Here is a 17,102-nt window from a genome sequence, read left to right as displayed (position 1 = left end):
ACGTCTTGTTGGCGTAAGGAGGCGGCACCTACCTTCCCTGCATGCTGACCTTCCTCGGCTTCGCCATGATCGCGACCTTCCTGGTCCTGATCATGCTGAAGAAAATGTCGCCCATCGCGGCGCTCGTCCTCATCCCCGCGCTCTTCTGCGTGTTCGCCGGAAAGGGCGCGCACCTGGGGGACTACGTCATCGACGGCGTCGGCAAGCTCGCCCCGACCGCCGCCATGCTGATGTTCGCCATCGTCTACTTCGGCGTGATGATCGACGTCGGCCTCTTCGACCCGATCGTCCGGGGCATCCTGCGCTTCTGCAAGGCGGACCCGGTGCGGGTGGTGGTCGGCACGGCCGTCCTCGCCGCGATCGTCTCGCTCGACGGGGACGGGTCGACCACGTTCATGATCACGGTTTCGGCCATGTACCCGCTGTACAAGCGGCTCGGGCTGAGCCTGGTGGTGATGACCGGTGTCGCCGCGACCGCCAACGGCGTGATGAACACCCTGCCCTGGGGCGGCCCCACGGCCCGCGCGGCCACGGCCCTCAAGCTCGACGCGGCGGACATCTTCGTCCCGATGATCCCGGCCCTCGCGGTCGGCCTGCTGTTCGTCTTCGTCCTGGCCTACGTCCTCGGCATCCGGGAGCGCCGCCGGATCGGCTCCCTCGTGATGCCCGGCGCGGAGGCCGTGGAGGAGTCCCTGGTGACGGCCGGTACCGGCGCCGGGGAGGCCTCCCAGGAAACCCGTACCGCCGGCTCCGCCCCCGTCCCGGGCGCGGCAGCCCCCGCCACCGGAGCCGGCGCCGGAGCCGCCGCCGGGGCCTCCGATGCCGGGCCGGCCGACGGCTCGCCGGAGGACGGTGACGGCTTCCAGGGGCTGGCCCCCCGGCGCCCGACCCTGCGTCCGCACCTCTACTGGTTCAACGCGGGCCTCACCCTCGCCCTGCTCACCGCGATGATCATGGAGCTGCTGCCCATCCCGGTGCTGTTCCTCCTCGGCGCGGCCCTCGCCCTCACCGTGAACTTCCCCCACATGCCGGACCAGAAGGCCCGGATCGCCGCCCACGCGGACAACGTCCTCAACGTCGCCGGGATGGTCTTCGCCGCCGCCGTCTTCACCGGCGTCCTCACCGGCACCGGCATGGTCAAGCACATGGCCGACTGGCTCGTCGGCGCCATCCCCGAGGGGATGGGCCCGCACATGGCCCTGGTCACCGGCCTGCTGAGCCTGCCCCTCACCTACTTCATGTCGAACGACGGCTTCTACTTCGGCGTCCTGCCGGTACTGGCCGAAGCGGGCGCCGCGCACGGGGTGTCCCCGCTGGAGATCGCCCGTGCCTCCCTCGTCGGGCAGGCCCTGCACATGTCCAGCCCGCTGGTTCCGGCCGTCTACGTCCTCGTCGGCATGGCCAGGGTCGAATTCGGCGACCACACCCGCTTCACCGTGAAATGGGCGGCCCTCACCTCCGTCGTGGTCCTGGCGGCAGGGATGGTTTTCGGCATCATCTGACCCCCCGGCCTCTGGCGGGCCGAAAACTACCGGCGCTAGTTTGTAGGGTGTTGTCGGCGAGGACAGGTCCACGCGCTCGTAGGTGCCCGGGAGGAATGCCATGAAGACCCACGACGGGATGTACATCGGCGGGGAATGGCGGCCCGCCGCCGGAACCGGCCGGATCGAGGTGGTCAACCCGGCCGACGAGCAGGTCATCGGCAGCGTCCCGGCCGGGACGGCCGAGGACGTGGACGCGGCCGTACGCGCGGCCCGCGCGGCCTTCCCCGGCTGGGCGGCCACGGCTCCGGCCGGGCGGGCAGCGCTGATCGGCGCCCTGCGCGACGTGCTCGCGGCCCGCAAGGGCGAGTTCACCGAGACCATCACCGCCGAGCTGGGCTCCCCCCTCGGCTTCGCGGAGGCGGTGCACGTGGGCGCCCCGATCGCGGTGGCCTCCTCGTACGCCGAACTCGCCGGCTCCTACGCCTTCGAGGAGCGGGTGGGGAACTCCACCGTCTTCATGGAGCCGGTCGGCGTGGTCGGGGCCATCACGCCCTGGAACTATCCCCTGCACCAGGTCGTTGCCAAGGTGGCACCCGCTCTCGCCGCCGGCTGCACCGTCGTCCTCAAGCCGGCCGAGGACACCCCGCTGACCGCACAGCTCTTCGCCGAAGCCGTGCACGAGGCGGGCATCCCGGCCGGAGTCTTCAACCTGGTGACCGGTACCGGCCCGGTCGCCGGCCAGGCGCTGGCCGAGCACGAAGGCGTCGACCTCGTCTCCTTCACCGGCTCGACCGCCGTCGGCAGGAAGATCGGAGCCATCGCCGGCGCCGCCGTCAAGCGCGTCGCCCTCGAACTGGGCGGCAAGTCGGCGAACGTCATCCTGCCCGGGGCCGACCTGGCCAAGGCCGTCGCGGCGGGCGTCGGACACGTCATGAACAACACCGGCCAGAGCTGCAACGCGCTCACCCGCATGCTCGTCCACCGGGACCAGCACGAGGAGGCCGTCGCCCTCGCGGCCGCCGCCGTCGCCGGGTATCCCTCGGGCGACCCCCGCGACCGGGCCACCCGCCTCGGGCCGGTCGTCAACGCCGTCCAGCGCGACCGCGTGCGCTCGTACATCCACCAGGGCGTCGCGGAAGGCGCCCGCCTCGTCGCGGGCGGGCTCGACGCGCCCCACGAGCGCGGGTACTTCATCGCGCCCACGGTCTTCGCGGACGTCACCCCCGACATGACCATCGCCCAGGAGGAGATCTTCGGCCCCGTGCTGGCGATCCTCCCCTACGAGGACCACGACGACGCCCTGCGCATCGCCAACGGCACCGTCTACGGCCTGGGCGGCGCGGTGTGGGCGGCGGACGAGGAGACGGCCGTGGCGTTCGCCCGCCGGATGGACACCGGCCAGGTGGACATCAACGGCGGCCGTTTCAACGTGCTCGCGCCCTTCGGCGGCTACAAGCAGTCGGGCGTCGGCCGCGAGCTGGGCGCGCACGGCCTGGGGGAGTACCTCCAGACCAAGTCCCTGCAGTTCTGACCCCGCCCGGAGCCCCGCCGAAGACCGCAAGCCCCGCCGCAGCCCCGCCCCCGCAACCCCCGCCGCCCCGAAGACACGGAGACGACGACCATGGTCCGCGCCGCCATCCTGCCCGCCGTCGGAGCCCCGCTGGAGATACGGGACATCGTGCTGCCCGACCCCGGACCCGGGCAGGTCCGGGTCCGGCTCGCCGCCGCCGGGGTCTGCCACTCCGACCTGTCCCTCACCGACGGCACCATGCGGGTGCCCGTCCCCGCCGTCCTCGGCCACGAGGGCGCGGGGACGGTCCTCGCCGTCGGCGAGGGCGTCACCCACGTCTCCCCGGGCGACGGGGTGGTGCTCAACTGGGCGCCGTCCTGCGGGGCGTGCCACCACTGCCGGATCGGCGAGGTCTGGCTCTGCGCCAAGGCCCTGACCGGGGTGGGCGCGGTCCACGCCCATGACGCCGACGGCAACGAGCTGCACCCCGGGCTCAACGTCGCCGCCTTCGCGGAGGAGACCGTGGTCGCGGCGAACTGCGTGCTGCCCGCGCCCGCCGGGATCCCGCTCCCCGAGGCCGCCCTCCTCGGCTGCGCCGTCCTGACCGGCTACGGCGCCGTGCACCACAGCGCCCAGGTCCGCCCGGGCGAGTCGGTCGCGGTGTTCGGCGTCGGCGGGGTCGGCCTCGCGGCCCTCCAGGCCGCGCGGATCGCCGGGGCCGGGCCGATCGTGGCCGTGGACGTGTCCCCGGCCAAGGAGGAGCTGGCCCGCGCCGCCGGGGCCACCGACTTCGTCGTCGCCTCCGACACCACCGCCAAGCAGATCCGCGGCCTCACCGGCGGGCAGGGCGCCGACGTGGCCGTGGAGTGCGTGGGCCGCGCCGCGACCATCCGCACGGCCTGGGAGTCCACCCGCCGGGGCGGCCGCACCACGGTCGTCGGGATCGGCGGCAAGGACCAGCAGGTGGCCTTCCACGCGCTGGAGATCTTCCACTTCGCCCGCACCCTCAGCGGCTGCGTCTACGGAAACAGCGACCCGGCCCGCGACCTCCCGGTGATCGCCGAGCACGTCCGGGCCGGCCGCCTCGACCTCGGCTCCATGGTCACCGACCGCATCACCCTGGACGGCATCCCGGCCGCCTTCGACGCCATGGTCGCGGGCAAGGGCGGCCGCTCGCTGGTGGTCTTCTAGCGGCCGGGCGCAGGGCGCGGCGGCCCCGGGCCCTACGCCCCCGGTGCGCCCGCCCGCAGGGCCTCGTACTGGAGGGCCAGGCCGTCGAGGAGGGCCGTCAGGCCCGTCTCGAAGGCGCCCTCGTCCACCTCCCGCCGGCGTTCCGCCAGCAGGTGGGCCTGGCCCAGGTGGGGGTAGTCCGCCGGGTCGTACGCCGTCTCGTCGTCCACGAAGCCCCCGGCGAACGAGGCCACCGCCGAGCCCAGGATGAAGTACCGCATCAGCGCGCCGATCCGGGTCGCCTGGGCCGGGGGCCATCCCGCCGCGGTCATGGCCCCGAACACCGCGTCCGCGAGCCGCAGCCCCGCCGGGCGCCGGCCCGGCCCGCGGGCCAGCACGGGGACGATGTTCGGGTGGTCCGAGAGGGCCTCGCGGTACGAGTGCGCCCAGTCGTACAGGGCGCCCCGCCAGTCCTTGCCGCCGCCGGACGCCCCGCCGGACCCGCCGCCGGACGTGCCCTCGCACCCGCCGCCGGACCCGTCGTCGAACATCGACAGGTCGACCTTCGCGCTCACCGCGTCCGCGACGGCCTCCAGGATCGCGTCCTTGGTCCGGAAGTGGTTGTAGAGCGAGGGCCCGCTCACCCCGAGGGCGGCGGCCAGCCGCCGCGTCGAGACCGCCTCCAGCCCTTCCTCGTCCACGAGCACGCCCGCCGCCTCGACGATGCGGTCTCTGCTGAGGAGGGGCTTGCGCGGTCTGGCCATGCGCCACATAGTAGGCCCTGCCCCGCCATAAACTACCGCCGCTAGTTTAAGAGCCCCGCGAGCGGCCGGACCACGCCCCGGGAGGGCCCCGTGAACCTGGAGCTGAGCGAGGAGCAGGAGGCCGTGCGCCGCCTGGCCCGCGAGTTCACCGACCGCGAGATCGCCCCGTACGCCGCCGAGTGGGACCGCGCCGAGAGCGTGGACCGCTCCATCGTGAAGAAGCTCGGCGGCCTCGGCTTCCTCGGTCTCACCGTCCCCGAGGAGTACGGCGGCTCCGGCGGCGACCACCTCTCCTACGTCCTCGTCACCGAGGAACTCGGCCGCGGGGACTCCGCCGTGCGCGGCATCGTCTCCGTCTCCCTCGGCCTGGTCGCCAAGACCGTCGCCGCCTGGGGCACCGAGGAGCAGAAGCGGACCTGGCTGCCCCGGCTCTGCTCCGGCGAGGCGCTCGGCTGCTTCGGCCTGACCGAGCCCGGCACCGGCTCCGACGCGGCCGCCCTCACCACCCGCGCCGTGCGCGAGGGGGACGCGTACGTCATCAGCGGCAGCAAGATGTTCATCACCAACGGCACCTGGGCCGACGTGGTCCTCCTCTTCGCCCGGACCGACCCGGCGATCCCCGGCCACCGGGGGATCTCCGCCTTCCTGGTCCCCGCCGACAGCCCCGGCCTGACCCGCCGCGAGGTGCACGGCAAGCTGGGCCTGCGCGGCCAGGCCACCGCCGAACTCACCCTCGACGCCGTCCGGGTCCCCGCCTCGGCGATGCTCGGCCCCGAGGGCAAGGGCTTCTCCGTGGCGATGTCGGCGCTGGCCAAGGGCCGGATGTCGGTGGCCGCCGGCTGCGTCGGCATCGCCCAGGCGGCGCTGGACGCGGCGGTCTCGTACGCGGCCCGGCGCGAGCAGTTCGGCAAGCCGATCGCCCACCACCAGCTGGTGCAGGAGCTGATCGCCGACATCTCGGTCGACGTCGACGCGGCCCGGCTGCTGACCTGGCGGGTCGCCGACCTGATCGACCGCGGGCGGCCCTTCGCCACCGAGTCCTCCACCGCCAAGCTCTTCGCCTCCGAAGCCGCGGTGCGCGCCGCGAGCAACGCCCTCCAGGTGCACGGCGGCTACGGCTACGTCGACGAGTACCCGGCCGGCAAGCTGCTGCGCGACGCCCGGGTCATGACCCTCTACGAGGGCACCAGCCAGATCCAGAAGCTGCTCATCGGCCGCGCCCGTACCGGGGTCTCCGCCTTCTGAGGCCCGTGCGCATGAGTACGCGTCTGAGTACCCGCGCGGATGTGGCCCGCGTCACGGCGCCCGATGCTGGGCCCATGAACGAGACACCGGTCAAGCAGCAGAACACGGGTGCGTACTACGGCCAGGCCGTCGCCTCCTTCGGCATCGCCCTGGCCGCCGTCGCCGTGGGGATCTACAACATGGACGTCGACGGCTGGGTCCGGGCCTTCCTCGGGATCGCCGTCCTCTACCTGACCACCTCCGCCTTCACCCTGGCCAAGGTGGTCCGCGACCGGCAGGAGGCGACGCAGATCGTCAGCCGGGTCGACCAGGCCCGGATGGAGAAGATGATGGCGGAGTACGACCCCTTCTCGCCGAAATAGCCCCGGAGCGCCGACTCCCCTAAGCGCTTGCTCACCCTCCGGTAAGCTGGCGTCTTCCTACAGGGCGAAGAGGGTGGGCGAGCGATGGACAGCGCGGCGGAGACGAGCGGCGGCTACGTGCCGTGGTCGGAGGTCACCCCCGACGCCGCGCGGCGGCTGCTCGTGGCGGCCGTCGACGCCTTCGCCGAGCGCGGGTACCACGCGACCACCACCCGGGACATCGCCGGCCGCGCCGGGATGAGCCCGGCCGCGCTCTACATCCACTACAAGACCAAGGAAGAGCTGCTCCACCGGATCAGCCGGATAGGCCACGACAAGGCGCTGGAGATCCTGGAGACCGCCGCCTCCGGCCCGGGGGCGGCCGCCGACCGGCTGGACGCGGCCGTGCGGTCCTTCGTGCGCTGGCACGCCGCGCACCACACCACCGCGCGCGTCGTCCAGTACGAGCTCGACGCGCTCGCCCCGGAGCACCGCACCGAGATCGTCGCCCTGCGCCGGCTGAGCGACGCCGCCGTGCGCCGGATCCTCGCCGACGGCGTGCGGGCCGGGGAGTTCGACGTCCCCGACGTCCCGGGCACCACGCTCGCCGTGCTGTCGCTGTGCATCGACGTCGCCCGCTGGTTCAGCACCGCCGGGCAGCGCACGCCCGACGAGGTCGGCGCGCTGTACGCCGACCTCGTGCTCCGCATGGTGGGCGCACGCCCGGCCGCCGGGACGGCCCAGAAGTAGTTCAGAAGTAGTAGCGGGACACCGACTCGGCGACGCACACCGGCTTCTCGCCGCCCTCGCGCTCCACGGTCACCGTCGCCGCGACCTGTACGCCGCCGCCCGCCTCGGTGACCGAGGTGATCACGGCGGTGGCGCGCAGTCGCGAGCCGACCGGGACCGTGGCGGGGAAACGCACCTTGTCCGTGCCGTAGTTGATGCCCATCCGCATGCCCTCGACGCGCATGATCTGCGGGACCAGGCTCGGCAGCAGGGACAGCGTCAGGTAGCCGTGCGCGATGGTGGAGCCGAAGGGCCCGGTGGCGGCGCGCTCGGGGTCCACGTGGATCCACTGGTGGTCGCCGGTCGCGTCGGCGAAGAGGTCGATCCGCTTCTGGTCCACCTCCAGCCACCCGCTCGGGCCGAGCGGTTCGCCGATTCCGGCGCGCAGCTCGTCGGCGGATGTGAAGATCCTCGGTCCGGCCATGCCCTGCCCCTGTCTTCCGCTGTCCACTGCCGTTTCCGGCCCCTCAGTCGAATAAGCGCTTGCTCAGCATGCTGGGGTCCTGGTACGTCTGTCAACGGACGTCCGACTAGGCTCGGCCGTGTGCCGCAGATTCCCGAGAAAGTCCACGAACTGACCGTCGGCCAGCTGTCCGCGCGCAGCGGAGCGGCCGTCTCCGCCCTGCACTTCTACGAGGCCAAGGGGCTGATCAGCAGCCGCCGCACCTCCGGCAACCAGCGCCGCTACAGCCGCGAGGCGCTGCGCCGGGTCGCCTTCGTGCGGGCCGCCCAGCGCGTGGGCATCCCGCTCGCCAGCATCGGCGAGGCGCTGTCCCAGCTGCCGGAGGGGCGCACCCCCACGCGCGAGGACTGGGCGCGACTGTCCGAGAACTGGCGTGCCGTACTGGACCAGCGGATCAAGCAACTCAGCAGCCTGCGCGACCACTTGGACGACTGCATCGGCTGCGGCTGCCTCTCGCTGAAGACCTGTGCGCTGTCCAACCCGGACGACGTCTTCGGCGAGCGCTTCACCGGCTCCCGGCTGTCCCAGTAGCCGTCCCATCAGCAGTCCCGGTAGCCGTCCCGGTGGCGGCCCCGCCCCGCAAGCCGAGGGCGGCCGCCACCAGTTCGGCGTTCGAGCGCGCCGGCCGCCCGTCCGGAAGCCGCAGCACCTGCGCCACGCCGATCCGCGCGCCCGCCCCGCACCGCGCGGCCAGCCGCAGCACCGGCCAGGCCGCGGCCTCCCGCCCGAACAGCAGCACCGGCACCGGCGGCAGCCACCGCAGCCCCGCCACCAGCGCCGGATCGGCCTCCGCCAGCTCCGCCACCAGCCGGACCCGGGCCGGCTCCGGCGCGGCCCACTCCAGGAACCGGGCCAGAGGCTCCGGCCCGGCCCCGCCGCCCAGCGGGACCACCGCGTCCACCGCCACCCCGCGCTCCAGCAGGGCCGCCGCCAACTCCCGGGCCCCGGGCTCCGCGAACGGCACCGCCGCCCGGTCCGGCAGCACCGTCCAGGACCGCACCCGCGCCGGCCGCCCCGCCGGATCCGGCTCGGCGGCGACCCCCGCCGGCACCGTCAGAGGTACGCGGACCCCCGCGCCGCGCATCTCCTCCAGCACCGGCCCCACCACCCGGGGCGAGAGGCTCTCCCGCCCGCACGGGGTCCGCGGGTGCACCAGCACCTCATCCGCCCCGGCGGCCACCGCCTCCAGCGCCGACCGGGCCAGATCCCCCGGGGACAGCGGCACCGCCGCCCCCTCGGCCGCGTCCCGCGAGCCGTTCAGCGCGACCTGGAGCACCGCCGCGGCCGCCCGGCCGCCACCGCCCGCCCCGCTCACGCCGCGCCCGCCGCCTGGTGTCCCACCGCCGCCTCCGCCAGCGCCGGCCGGGGCACCACGATCCCGCAGCCCCCGCACACCGGCCCGTCCCACGACCACGCACCGGCCCACGCCGACGGCCCCGGCAGCGCGGCCGGCCAGCGCAGCTCCTCCTCGCCGCAGACCGGGCACGCGGTCCCCGGCTCCGACTCCAGGGCCGTGATCAGCCGCCGCAGCACCTCGCCCAACGTCCCCTCCGGCCGCACACCCGGATCGGCACACCGCACCACGGCGTCCCCGCTGCCGCCCCAGGCCCACTCCGGCCGCCGCACGCCGTCGTGCTTCTCACGTCTGCGCCGCGCCGCGAACTGCCTCTCGTACTCCAGCCACACCGCCCGCGCCTCCTCCAGCTCCTCCAGCGCCGCGACCAGCCGCAGCGGGTCCGCACCCCGGTCCTCGGGCGCGATCCCGTGCCGGTCGCACAGGTGCCACCACGTCGCCCGGTGCCCGTAGGGCGCGAACCGCTCCAGGCAGCGGCGCAGCGAATGGCGCCGCAGGGCCCGGTCGTTGCGCGCGTCGCGCACCTGATAGGCGAGACTCCGAAAACCTGCCACCGTACCTTCACCTCCGCCGTGCCATGCCCACACCACCGGCCGCATCACTCCGTCGAACGAAGCGACCCCCCGCGACGTGCCCAACATGCCCGGCAGGATGTGGGCGCATGCGGGGGCGGTCGAGGCGTGCGGGTGGCACATGGCCGGAACTCAGCGCCCCATGCGCCCCGCCCCGACCACGATCCGGGCCAGTTCCTCGTGGCAGATGTCGCTGTGCGCCCCCGACGGAGCACCGCCGCGGCACACCACGGAGCCCGCGTCCACGCTGACGCAACCGGCCTCCGGCAGCCCGCCCCGCAGGGCCGCCTCCAAGCTCAGCCGCGGCGCGCCGGGCACCGCCTGCACCCCGTCGTGCCCGACCGCGCCCCACCGCTCGTCGAAGCCGAGCAGACCGGCCGAATCCCCCGCCATCCGGGAAGCCAGCGGGTAGAACACGCGCAGCGCGGAGTCGTGGGCGGAATGGCAGGCCACCACCGGTCCGTCCACCCGGCGCTGGAGCCCGCCCAGAGCCCCTCCGCGCCGCCGGTCGTGGGGGAGCCGCTCGCTGAACGCGTAGTGCGAGAAGGCCCCCTGGAGCAGCGTCAGCGACTTCACGTGCCGGGCCCCGTCCGGTACGGCCCGCAGCGAGAAGGACGCCACCCGGGCGCCGAAGCTGTGGCCGACCAGGTGGACGCGCAGGGCAGGCCGGCGCCCCGCGAGGTCGGTGAGGACCGGTCCGAGCCCGTGCTCGCCGACCACCCCGGCCCGCTTCTTCATCTCGTAGTACGTGGCCTGGCGCAGCAGCTCCTTGGCACCGCCCCACAGGGCGCGCGCCCCGTCGCCGAGCGCGACCGCCGGCGCACCCCCCGCCTCGGCGAGGGCCTCGGCCAGCGCCCGGCACACCTCGACGGCGTCCCCCGCGAAGACGGCCGGCACCTCCGGGGCGACGGCCGCGCCCACCGGGTCGGCGTCCACGAGCCGGCCCACCAGCGCCCCGAACTCGGGCAGCGCGGCGAGCGGTTCGGGCTGCTGCGCGAGCAGCGCGGCGACCCGGTCGAGCTCCGCCTCCCGCCCCGGCCAGAACACGCCGAGGGCCGCGCGCGTGGCGTCGTCGAGGGCCGTCCCGGCCTCCGCGCCCGGCAGGGCGCCGTGCGGGTCGAAGTCCGGGATCGGTTCGTCCGGGAAGCGGATCGAAGGCCACACCACCCCCACGTACCCCAGCCGCACCCCCGCCCCCACCAGCCCCGGGAAGGGTGCGAAGAAGCGGTCGAAGAGCCGGGTCGAGGTGGACCGGTCGCTGTTCCAGCCGTGCGCGAAGACCAGCAGGTCCGTCGCCTCGATCCGGGCCACCGCCGCCCGCGTGGCGGGGTCCACGTCGCCCTGGGCGTCGAAGGTCAGCTCCTGGTACGGACCCACCCCGATCCCGGCTCCGAACGCCGCCGCACCACCGCTGTCCACCATGGCCTCCCCCTTCCCGCGCGCCGCCTCCGTGCTCGCAGCATCCCGCCGCCGGGCCGCGTCGGCCAGACCCGTGACGGCACCGGTCCGCAGGAGGTCCGGCACGGGTCCGGGGGGAGGCGGGCAGGCCCCGGCCCGGGTCAGGGGTAGAGGAGATACCCCGCCCGGACCGCGGAGAACCCGGCCAGCCCGCCGGCCCAGGCGCCCGCGATCTCGTCCACCCCCGCGCCCGCGTCCACCATCGTCCGCACCCGGTCCGAGCCGGCCAGCCGGTCGATCCAGTGGTCCGCACGCCACCCGAACCCGCTCCACACCCGCCGCGCCGTCACCAGCAGCCCGATCCCCGCCCGGACCGGATCGAAGGCCTCCCGGTCGTGCACGACCAGCCGGACCCCGCCGCAGACCTTGCCGGCGTGCTTGGAGAACGCGGGCGTGAACCAGGTCTCCCGGAACCACACCCCGGGCAGCCCCAGCCCGTTCGCCGCCTCCGCCCACCGCCGGTCGACCCCCTCCGCGCCCACCACCTCGAAGGGCGTGGTCGTACCCCGGCCCTCGGACAGGTTGGTCCCCTCGAAGAGGCAGGTTCCCGCGTACGCGAGAGCCGTGTCCGGGGTCGGCATGTTCGGGCTCGGCGGCAGCCACGGCAGGCCGGTCTCCCCGAAGAAGGACCCCCGCCGCCACCCCGACACCGGCACCACCCGCAGCCGGGGGCCGGCGCCCTTCAGGAACTCCCCGTTGAACAGCAGGGCCAGCTCGCCCGCCGTCATCCCGTGCGCCAGCGCGACCGGCTCCCGGCCCACGAAGCTCGCGTACGCCCGCTCCAGCACCGGCCCGGCCGCCCGCCGCCCGCCCACCGGGTTGGGCCGGTCCAGCACCACCACCGCCTTGCGGGCGAGCGCGGCCGCGCGCATGCAGTCGTACAGCGTCCAGATGTAGGTGTAGAAGCGCGCCCCGACGTCCTGGATGTCGAAGACGACCGTGTCGACGCCCGCCGCCGTGAACACGTCCGCGAGCTGCTGCCCGCTCCTGCCGTACGTGTCGTACACCGGAAGCCCCGTCGCCGGGTCGCGGCCGGCCGCCTCGGAGCCGCCGGCCTGAGCCGTCCCGCGGAAGCCGTGCTCCGGCCCGAACACCGCGACCAGGTCCACCCGCTCGTCGGCGTGCAGTACGTCGACCAGGTGGCGGGCGTCGGCGGTGATCCCGGTGGGGTTGGTGACCACCCCGACCCGCTGCCCGGCGAGCTCCGCGTACCCGTCGGCGGCGAGCCGCTCGAAGCCGGTGCGCACCCGCCCGTCGGCGGCCGCCGGCCCCGCCGCCGCGCCCCCCAGGGCTCCCGCGGCCCCCACGGCCCCCGCCATCCCCAGCACCCCGCGTCGCGACAGCGTCATCCCGCCACGCTAGGGCCCGCACCCCTTCCGCCCTCACATACCGACTGGTTAGTCTGCCGGGATCCGGCCGGTCCGGCCGGCAGCCGGCAGTGACGAGAGGTGACCCCCGTGAGCGCGAGCGCGTACCAGGACCAGCGAGTCGTCGTCACCGGCGCGGGCGGCGGCATCGGCGCGGCCCTCGCCCACCGCTTCGCCGCCGAGGGGGCCGCCGTCGTCGTCAACGACCTCGACGCGGCCAAGGCCGCCTCGGTGGCCGGGGCCATCGCGGCGACCGGCGCCCGGGCGATCGCCGTCCCCGGCGACGCCTCCGCGGTCGTCGGGGAGGCCCGCGAGGCCCTCGGCGGCACCGTCGACGTGTACTGCGCCAACGCCGGACTCGCCTCCGGCGGCGACGCCTTCGCGGACGAGGCCGTCTGGGAGGCCGCCTGGGACACCAACGTCATGGCGCACGTACGTGCCGCGCGGGCCCTGCTGCCCGACTGGCTGGAGCGCGGCAGCGGCCGCTTCGTGTCCACGGTCTCCGCCGCCGGGCTGCTGACCATGATCGGAGCGGCCCCGTACAGTGTCACCAAGCACGGTGCCCTCGCCTTCGCGGAATGGCTGTCGCTGACCTACCGCCACCGGGGCGTCCAGGTCCACGCCATCTGCCCCCAGGGGGTGCGCACCGACATGCTGACCGCCTCCGGTTCGGCGGGGGAGCTGGTCCTGGCGCCGACCGCGATCGAGCCGGAAACGGTCGCCGAGGCACTGTTCGACGGCATGGAGAAGGGCCGGTTCTTGATCCTCCCGCACCCCGAGGTGGCGGACTTCCACGCCGCCCGCGCGACCGACCCCGAGCGGTGGCTGCGCGGAATGAACCGCCTCCAGCAGAAGTGGGAGGGCTCGTGACGGCCGCCCCCTCCGGGTCCCCGTACGCCGCCCGGCCGTGGCTGGGCCGGCTGAGCCCCGCCCAGCTGGCGCCGGTGACGCCGCCGGCGAGCGTGCCGGACGCCTTCCGGGCCGCCGCGGCCCGGGCGCCGGAGCGCACGGCCCTCGCGTACTTCGACGGCCGGATCTCCTACGCCGAGGCCGACGCGCTGTCCGACTCCGTCGCCGGGTACCTCGCCGGGCGGGGGGTCGGCCGGGGCGACCGGGTGGCGGTCATGCTGCAGAACACCCCGCACTTCGTGCTCGCGGTGCTGGGTGCGTGGAAGGCCGGGGCGGTGGTCGTCCCGCTGAACCCGATGTACAAGGCGGGGGAGGCGGGGCACGTCCTGCGGGATTCCGGGGCGGCCGTGCTGGTGTGCGAGGGGGGTGCGTGGGGGGAGTACCTGGGGGAGGCGGTGGCCGGCTCCGCCGTGCGAACCGTCCTCACGGCCCGCAGCACCGACCTCCAGACCCGCAACGACCCCCGCACCTTCCCGGCCCCCGCCCCGGAGTCCGACGCGGCTCCTGTCGGGTCCCGCTGCGCGGAGCCGTCCCCTACCCTCCCCCGGACTCCGTCCGGGGGGACCCGCACTTCCACCGTTCCCGCCTCGATCGCCGGCGCGGCTCCACGAACCCGGGGGCTCCGCCCCCGGACCCCCGCGCCTCGAACGCCGGCGGGGCTGGAGGTGCCGGAGGGGCCGGAGGTGCCGGCCGGGCTGGAAGTGCCCGCGGGGCCCGCAGTGGGTCCGGGGGCGGATGTCGTCGAGCTGCTTCTCGTGGCCCGGCAGGGGTATCCCGGGCCGGGGGATCCCGGGCTGGGCGGTGCCGATGTCGCCCTCATCAGCTACACCTCCGGTACCTCCGGCACCCCCAAGGGCGCCATGAACACGCACGGGGCCATCACCTACAACGCCACCCGCCAGGTCACCGGCCACCCCGTTCCCGAGGGCGCCGGGTACTTCGCGCTCGCCCCGCTCTTCCACATCACCGGCCTCGTCTGCGAGCTCGCCGCCTGCTTCGTCAACGCCGGCACCCTCGTCCTCACGCACCGCTTCCACCCCGGGGCCGTTCTCGACGCCTTCCTCGAACACCGGCCCGCTTACGCCATCGGCCCGGCCACCGCCTTCACGGCCCTCGCCGCGCACCCCGACGCCACCCGGGACCACTTCGCCTCCTTCCAGGTGCTCTCCTCCGGCGGCGCCCCGCTCCCGCCCGCCCTCGTCGAACGACTCCGCGCCGACTTCGGGTTCTACCTGCGCAACGGCTACGGCCTCACCGAGTGCACCGCCCCCTGCGCCTCGGTCCCCGCCCACCTCGAAGCGCCCGTCGACCCCGCCACCGGCACCCTCTCCGTCGGGGTCCCGGGCGCGCAGACCGTCGTACGGATCCTCGACGAGCACGGCGCCGAGCTCCCGTTCGGGGAGGCCGGGGAGATAGCCGTGCGCGGGCCGCAGGTCGTCCCCGGCTACTGGGGGCTGCCCGACGCCACCGCCGCCGCCTTCCCGGACGGCGAACTGCGCACCGGGGACATCGGGTTCATGGACCCCGACGGCTGGCTCTACGTCGTCGACCGCAAGAAGGACATGATCAACACCTCCGGGTTCAAGGTCTGGCCCCGGGAGGTGGAGGACGTGCTCTACACCCACCCCGCCGTACGCGAGGCGGCCGTGGTCGGCGTGCCCGACCCCTACCGCGGGGAGACGGTGAAGGCGTACGTGAGCCTGCGGCCGGGCGCCGCGGCGGAGCCCGCGGAACTCGCCGCGTACTGCGCCGACCGCCTGGCCGCGTACAAGTACCCGCGCCAGGTCGAGGTCCTGCCTGTCCTTCCGCAGACCACCAGTGGCAAGATCCTGCGACGAGAATTGCGCGACCGCGGCTGAAAACAGTCGGAGGATCAGGAGAGGAAGGCGAGCGCCATGGCCGCCAGGACCACCGAGGGCCCCGAGGACGGAAACCGGGAGACCCCGGTGCCGCAGCGGCTGCTGGCCGTCGCCACCCGGCTCTTCGCCGAACGCGGCTACGACCGCACCTCCGTCCAGGAGATCGTCGAGGCGGCCGGGGTGACCAAGGGCGCCCTCTACCACTACTTCGGCTCCAAGGACGACCTGCTGCACGAGGTGTACGCGCGGATGCTGCGCCTCCAGCAGCAGCGGCTCGACGCCGTGGCCGACTCCGACGCCCCCGTCGAGGAGCGGCTCCGCGCCGCCGCGGCCGACGTCGTGGTCACCACCATCGAGAACCTCGACGACGCGATGATCTTCTTCCGGTCGATGCACCAGCTCAGCCCGGAGAAGTACAAGCAGGTGCGGGCCGAGCGCCGGCGCTACCACGAGCGGTTCCGCGCGCTGGTCGAGGAGGGCATGCGCGACGGGGTCTTCGCCACGGCCACTCCCGCCGACCTCGTGGTCGACTACTACTTCGGCTCCGTGCACCACCTGTCCACCTGGTACCGCACGGACGGCCCGCTCACCCCGCGCCAGGTCGCCGACCACCTCGCCGACCTGCTGCTCCGCTCCCTGCGCCCCTAGGCGAGGGCGGGGACCAGCGCCGGGTAGTCGTTGTAGCCCTCGGCCCCCTGTACGTGCATCAGGAACTCCGGGCGGAGCGCGTTGAGCGGCGCCCCCGCGCGCAGCCGTTCCACCAGGTCGGGGTTGGCCAGGAAGCCCCGCCCCAGCGCGACCAGGTCGGCGCCCGCGGCCAGCAGCCGTTCGCCCTTGAGGCGGCCCGCGTCGGCGGCGAGTTCCTCGTGGGAGAGCCGGGGGTTGGCGATCAGGGTGCCGGGCCAGGCCCCGCGGATCTCGGCGAAGAGGGGCAGGTCCGGGTCGGAGTGGACCTGGTGCAGGTAGGCCGGCCCCACCTCCGCGAGGGCCGCCACCAGCGCCGGGTAGAGCAGCTCGGTGTCGTCCTCCCGTACGCCGTTGACGTTCGTCCCGGGGGAGATCCGCACGCCGACCCGCTCCGGCCCGACGGCCTCGGCGACGGCCCGGACCACCTCGACGGGGAACCGGATCCGGTTCGCGACGGACCCGCCCCACGCGTCGGTGCGCAGGTTGGTGTTCCCGGCGAGGAACTGGTGGAGCAGGTGGCCGTTGGCCGAGTGCACCTCGACCCCGTCGAAGCCCGCCTCGACGGCGTTCAGGGCGGCGCTCGCGAAGTCGGCGATGGTGGAGCGGACGTCCTCCTCGCTCATCACGCGGGGCGTGACGCCCTCCCGCAGCCCGCCCGGGGTCTGCAGCGGCTCCGGGAAGCGCACGGCCGACGGCGCGAGCGGCACGTGCCCGCTGGTGTCGGGGTGCCCGACCCGGCCGCCGTGCTGGAGCTGGAGGAACATCCGCCCGCCGGCGGCGCGCACGGCGTCGGTGACCCGGCGCCACCCGGCGATCTGGGCCGGGGTGTGGATGCCGGGGATGTGCGGGTAGGTCTGCCCGACGGCGTTCGGAGTGGTGCCCTCGGCGATGATCAGGCCGGCCGAGGCGCGCTGGGCGTAGTGGGTGGCCATGAGCTCCCCGGGCACCCCGTCGGCCCCGGCGCGGTTGCGGGTCAGCGGGGCCATCACCAGGCGGCTGGACAGCTCCAGGCCGCCGAGGCGGGCGGGTTCGAAGAGGCGGGATGCGGCGGCGGGGGTCTGTCGTGTCTGCGTCATGCCGGTACCGTAGAACCTGACACCAGTGTCAGGTTCAAGGGCGGGAGCCCAGGA

General features: G+C 74.6%; 17 protein-coding genes. 10 read left to right on the top strand and 7 right to left on the bottom strand.

All coding sequences use genetic code 11. The features are described 5' to 3' along the window. The first annotated feature begins 41 nt into the window (after window positions 1–41). The 3 genes from ACQKM2_RS31340 to ACQKM2_RS31330 all read left to right on the top strand — a co-directional run bounded on the left by ACQKM2_RS31340 (window position 42) and on the right by ACQKM2_RS31330 (window position 4,185). Complete coding sequence (locus ACQKM2_RS31340; protein ID WP_427715679.1) at window positions 42–1,502, top strand: CitMHS family transporter; 1,461 nt, start codon at window positions 42–44, stop codon at window positions 1,500–1,502. Window positions 1,503–1,602: 100 nt separating this feature from the next. Further along, a complete protein-coding gene (locus ACQKM2_RS31335) occupies window positions 1,603–3,015 on the top strand; it encodes an aldehyde dehydrogenase family protein (RefSeq protein WP_427715676.1) in 1,413 nt (470 codons plus the stop codon). A 90-nt stretch (window positions 3,016–3,105) separates the two neighbouring features. Continuing rightward, window positions 3,106–4,185 (top strand): Zn-dependent alcohol dehydrogenase, encoded by a 1,080-nt coding sequence (locus ACQKM2_RS31330; RefSeq protein ID WP_427715674.1) that lies wholly within the window; start codon window positions 3,106–3,108, stop codon window positions 4,183–4,185. A 32-nt stretch (window positions 4,186–4,217) separates the two neighbouring features. Here the strand turns inward: ACQKM2_RS31330 and ACQKM2_RS31325 are convergent, their stop codons facing one another. Beyond that, entirely contained in the window at window positions 4,218–4,928 is a 711-nt protein-coding gene (locus ACQKM2_RS31325; protein WP_427715672.1) for a TetR/AcrR family transcriptional regulator, read from the bottom strand. Window positions 4,929–5,018: 90 nt separating this feature from the next. Between ACQKM2_RS31325 and ACQKM2_RS31320 the strand changes: the two genes are divergently transcribed. The 3 genes from ACQKM2_RS31320 (at window position 5,019) to ACQKM2_RS31310 (ending at window position 7,264) form a co-directional block, all read left to right on the top strand. Beyond that, window positions 5,019–6,173: an acyl-CoA dehydrogenase family protein gene (locus ACQKM2_RS31320; protein ID WP_427715671.1), complete on the top strand. Its 1,155-nt coding sequence runs from the start codon at window positions 5,019–5,021 to the stop codon at window positions 6,171–6,173. A gap of 74 nt (window positions 6,174–6,247) precedes the next feature. Beyond that, on the top strand, window positions 6,248–6,535 hold the full coding sequence (locus ACQKM2_RS31315) for a YiaA/YiaB family inner membrane protein (RefSeq protein ID WP_405981429.1): 288 nt from the start codon (window positions 6,248–6,250) through the stop codon (window positions 6,533–6,535). Window positions 6,536–6,619: 84 nt separating this feature from the next. Continuing rightward, complete coding sequence (locus ACQKM2_RS31310; RefSeq protein WP_427715669.1) at window positions 6,620–7,264, top strand: TetR/AcrR family transcriptional regulator; 645 nt, start codon at window positions 6,620–6,622, stop codon at window positions 7,262–7,264. Between the two features lies 1 nt (window position 7,265). Here ACQKM2_RS31310 and ACQKM2_RS31305 read toward each other — a convergent pair whose 3' ends face one another. Then, window positions 7,266–7,727 (bottom strand): MaoC family dehydratase, encoded by a 462-nt coding sequence (locus ACQKM2_RS31305; RefSeq protein ID WP_427715666.1) that lies wholly within the window; start codon window positions 7,725–7,727, stop codon window positions 7,266–7,268. A gap of 120 nt (window positions 7,728–7,847) precedes the next feature. Between ACQKM2_RS31305 and soxR the strand changes: the two genes are divergently transcribed. After that, complete coding sequence (gene soxR, locus ACQKM2_RS31300) at window positions 7,848–8,297, top strand: redox-sensitive transcriptional activator SoxR (RefSeq protein WP_427715664.1); 450 nt, start codon at window positions 7,848–7,850, stop codon at window positions 8,295–8,297. Here soxR and ACQKM2_RS31295 read toward each other — a convergent pair. The 4 genes from ACQKM2_RS31295 to ACQKM2_RS31280 form a co-directional block, all read right to left on the bottom strand. Further along, a complete protein-coding gene (locus ACQKM2_RS31295) occupies window positions 8,272–9,081 on the bottom strand; it encodes a 3-keto-5-aminohexanoate cleavage protein (protein WP_427715662.1) in 810 nt (269 codons plus the stop codon). The two genes, soxR and ACQKM2_RS31295, sit on opposite strands and share 26 nt — an antisense overlap. After that, complete coding sequence (locus ACQKM2_RS31290; protein ID WP_427715661.1) at window positions 9,078–9,674, bottom strand: hypothetical protein; 597 nt, start codon at window positions 9,672–9,674, stop codon at window positions 9,078–9,080. The genes ACQKM2_RS31295 and ACQKM2_RS31290 overlap by 4 nt, the downstream gene beginning before the upstream one ends. Before the next feature lie 150 nt (window positions 9,675–9,824). Then, the gene (locus ACQKM2_RS31285; RefSeq protein WP_427715658.1) at window positions 9,825–11,114 is read right to left on the bottom strand and encodes a serine-threonine protein kinase; all 1,290 of its coding nucleotides are present in this window, start codon (window positions 11,112–11,114) and stop codon (window positions 9,825–9,827) included. 137 nt (window positions 11,115–11,251) lie between these two features. Continuing rightward, window positions 11,252–12,499, bottom strand: a complete 1,248-nt coding sequence (locus ACQKM2_RS31280; protein ID WP_427715657.1) for an exo-beta-N-acetylmuramidase NamZ family protein — start codon at window positions 12,497–12,499, stop codon at window positions 11,252–11,254. Between the two features lie 108 nt (window positions 12,500–12,607). Between ACQKM2_RS31280 and ACQKM2_RS31275 the strand changes: the two genes are divergently transcribed. The 3 genes from ACQKM2_RS31275 to ACQKM2_RS31265 are packed head-to-tail and all read left to right on the top strand — an operon-like array spanning window position 12,608 to window position 15,933. Next, complete coding sequence (locus ACQKM2_RS31275) at window positions 12,608–13,387, top strand: SDR family NAD(P)-dependent oxidoreductase (protein ID WP_427715655.1); 780 nt, start codon at window positions 12,608–12,610, stop codon at window positions 13,385–13,387. Further along, window positions 13,384–15,285 carry an AMP-binding protein gene (locus tag ACQKM2_RS31270; protein WP_427715652.1) on the top strand — a complete coding sequence of 634 codons (1,902 nt, stop codon included), beginning with the start codon at window positions 13,384–13,386 and terminating at the stop codon, window positions 15,283–15,285. The genes ACQKM2_RS31275 and ACQKM2_RS31270 overlap by 4 nt, the downstream gene beginning before the upstream one ends. Before the next feature lie 36 nt (window positions 15,286–15,321). Then, complete coding sequence (locus ACQKM2_RS31265) at window positions 15,322–15,933, top strand: TetR/AcrR family transcriptional regulator (RefSeq protein ID WP_427715649.1); 612 nt, start codon at window positions 15,322–15,324, stop codon at window positions 15,931–15,933. Here ACQKM2_RS31265 and ACQKM2_RS31260 read toward each other — a convergent pair. After that, entirely contained in the window at window positions 15,930–17,048 is a 1,119-nt protein-coding gene (locus tag ACQKM2_RS31260) for an alkene reductase (RefSeq protein ID WP_427715648.1), read from the bottom strand. The genes ACQKM2_RS31265 and ACQKM2_RS31260 overlap by 4 nt on opposite strands. Between the last annotated feature and the right edge of the window lie 54 nt (window positions 17,049–17,102).

It is taken from the genome of Streptomyces sp. NPDC004126, assembly GCF_050275515.1.
Lineage (GTDB): Bacteria > Actinomycetota > Actinomycetes > Streptomycetales > Streptomycetaceae > Streptomyces.
This window is presented reverse-complemented; position numbering and strand designations above follow the sequence as displayed.

Coding starts and splice junctions, on each gene's coding strand:
- ACQKM2_RS31280 (WP_427715657.1), bottom strand. CDS start 12,499: ATGACGCTGTCGCGACGCGGGGTGCTGGGGATGGCGGGGGCCGTGGGG.
- ACQKM2_RS31260 (WP_427715648.1), bottom strand. CDS start 17,048: ATGACGCAGACACGACAGACCCCCGCCGCCGCATCCCGCCTCTTCGAA.
- ACQKM2_RS31315 (WP_405981429.1), top strand. CDS start 6,248: ATGAACGAGACACCGGTCAAGCAGCAGAACACGGGTGCGTACTACGGC.
- ACQKM2_RS31335 (WP_427715676.1), top strand. CDS start 1,603: ATGAAGACCCACGACGGGATGTACATCGGCGGGGAATGGCGGCCCGCC.
- ACQKM2_RS31285 (WP_427715658.1), bottom strand. CDS start 11,114: ATGGTGGACAGCGGTGGTGCGGCGGCGTTCGGAGCCGGGATCGGGGTG.
- ACQKM2_RS31325 (WP_427715672.1), bottom strand. CDS start 4,928: ATGGCCAGACCGCGCAAGCCCCTCCTCAGCAGAGACCGCATCGTCGAG.
- ACQKM2_RS31310 (WP_427715669.1), top strand. CDS start 6,620: ATGGACAGCGCGGCGGAGACGAGCGGCGGCTACGTGCCGTGGTCGGAG.
- ACQKM2_RS31305 (WP_427715666.1), bottom strand. CDS start 7,727: ATGGCCGGACCGAGGATCTTCACATCCGCCGACGAGCTGCGCGCCGGA.
- ACQKM2_RS31330 (WP_427715674.1), top strand. CDS start 3,106: ATGGTCCGCGCCGCCATCCTGCCCGCCGTCGGAGCCCCGCTGGAGATA.
- ACQKM2_RS31265 (WP_427715649.1), top strand. CDS start 15,322: ATGGCCGCCAGGACCACCGAGGGCCCCGAGGACGGAAACCGGGAGACC.
- ACQKM2_RS31340 (WP_427715679.1), top strand. CDS start 42: ATGCTGACCTTCCTCGGCTTCGCCATGATCGCGACCTTCCTGGTCCTG.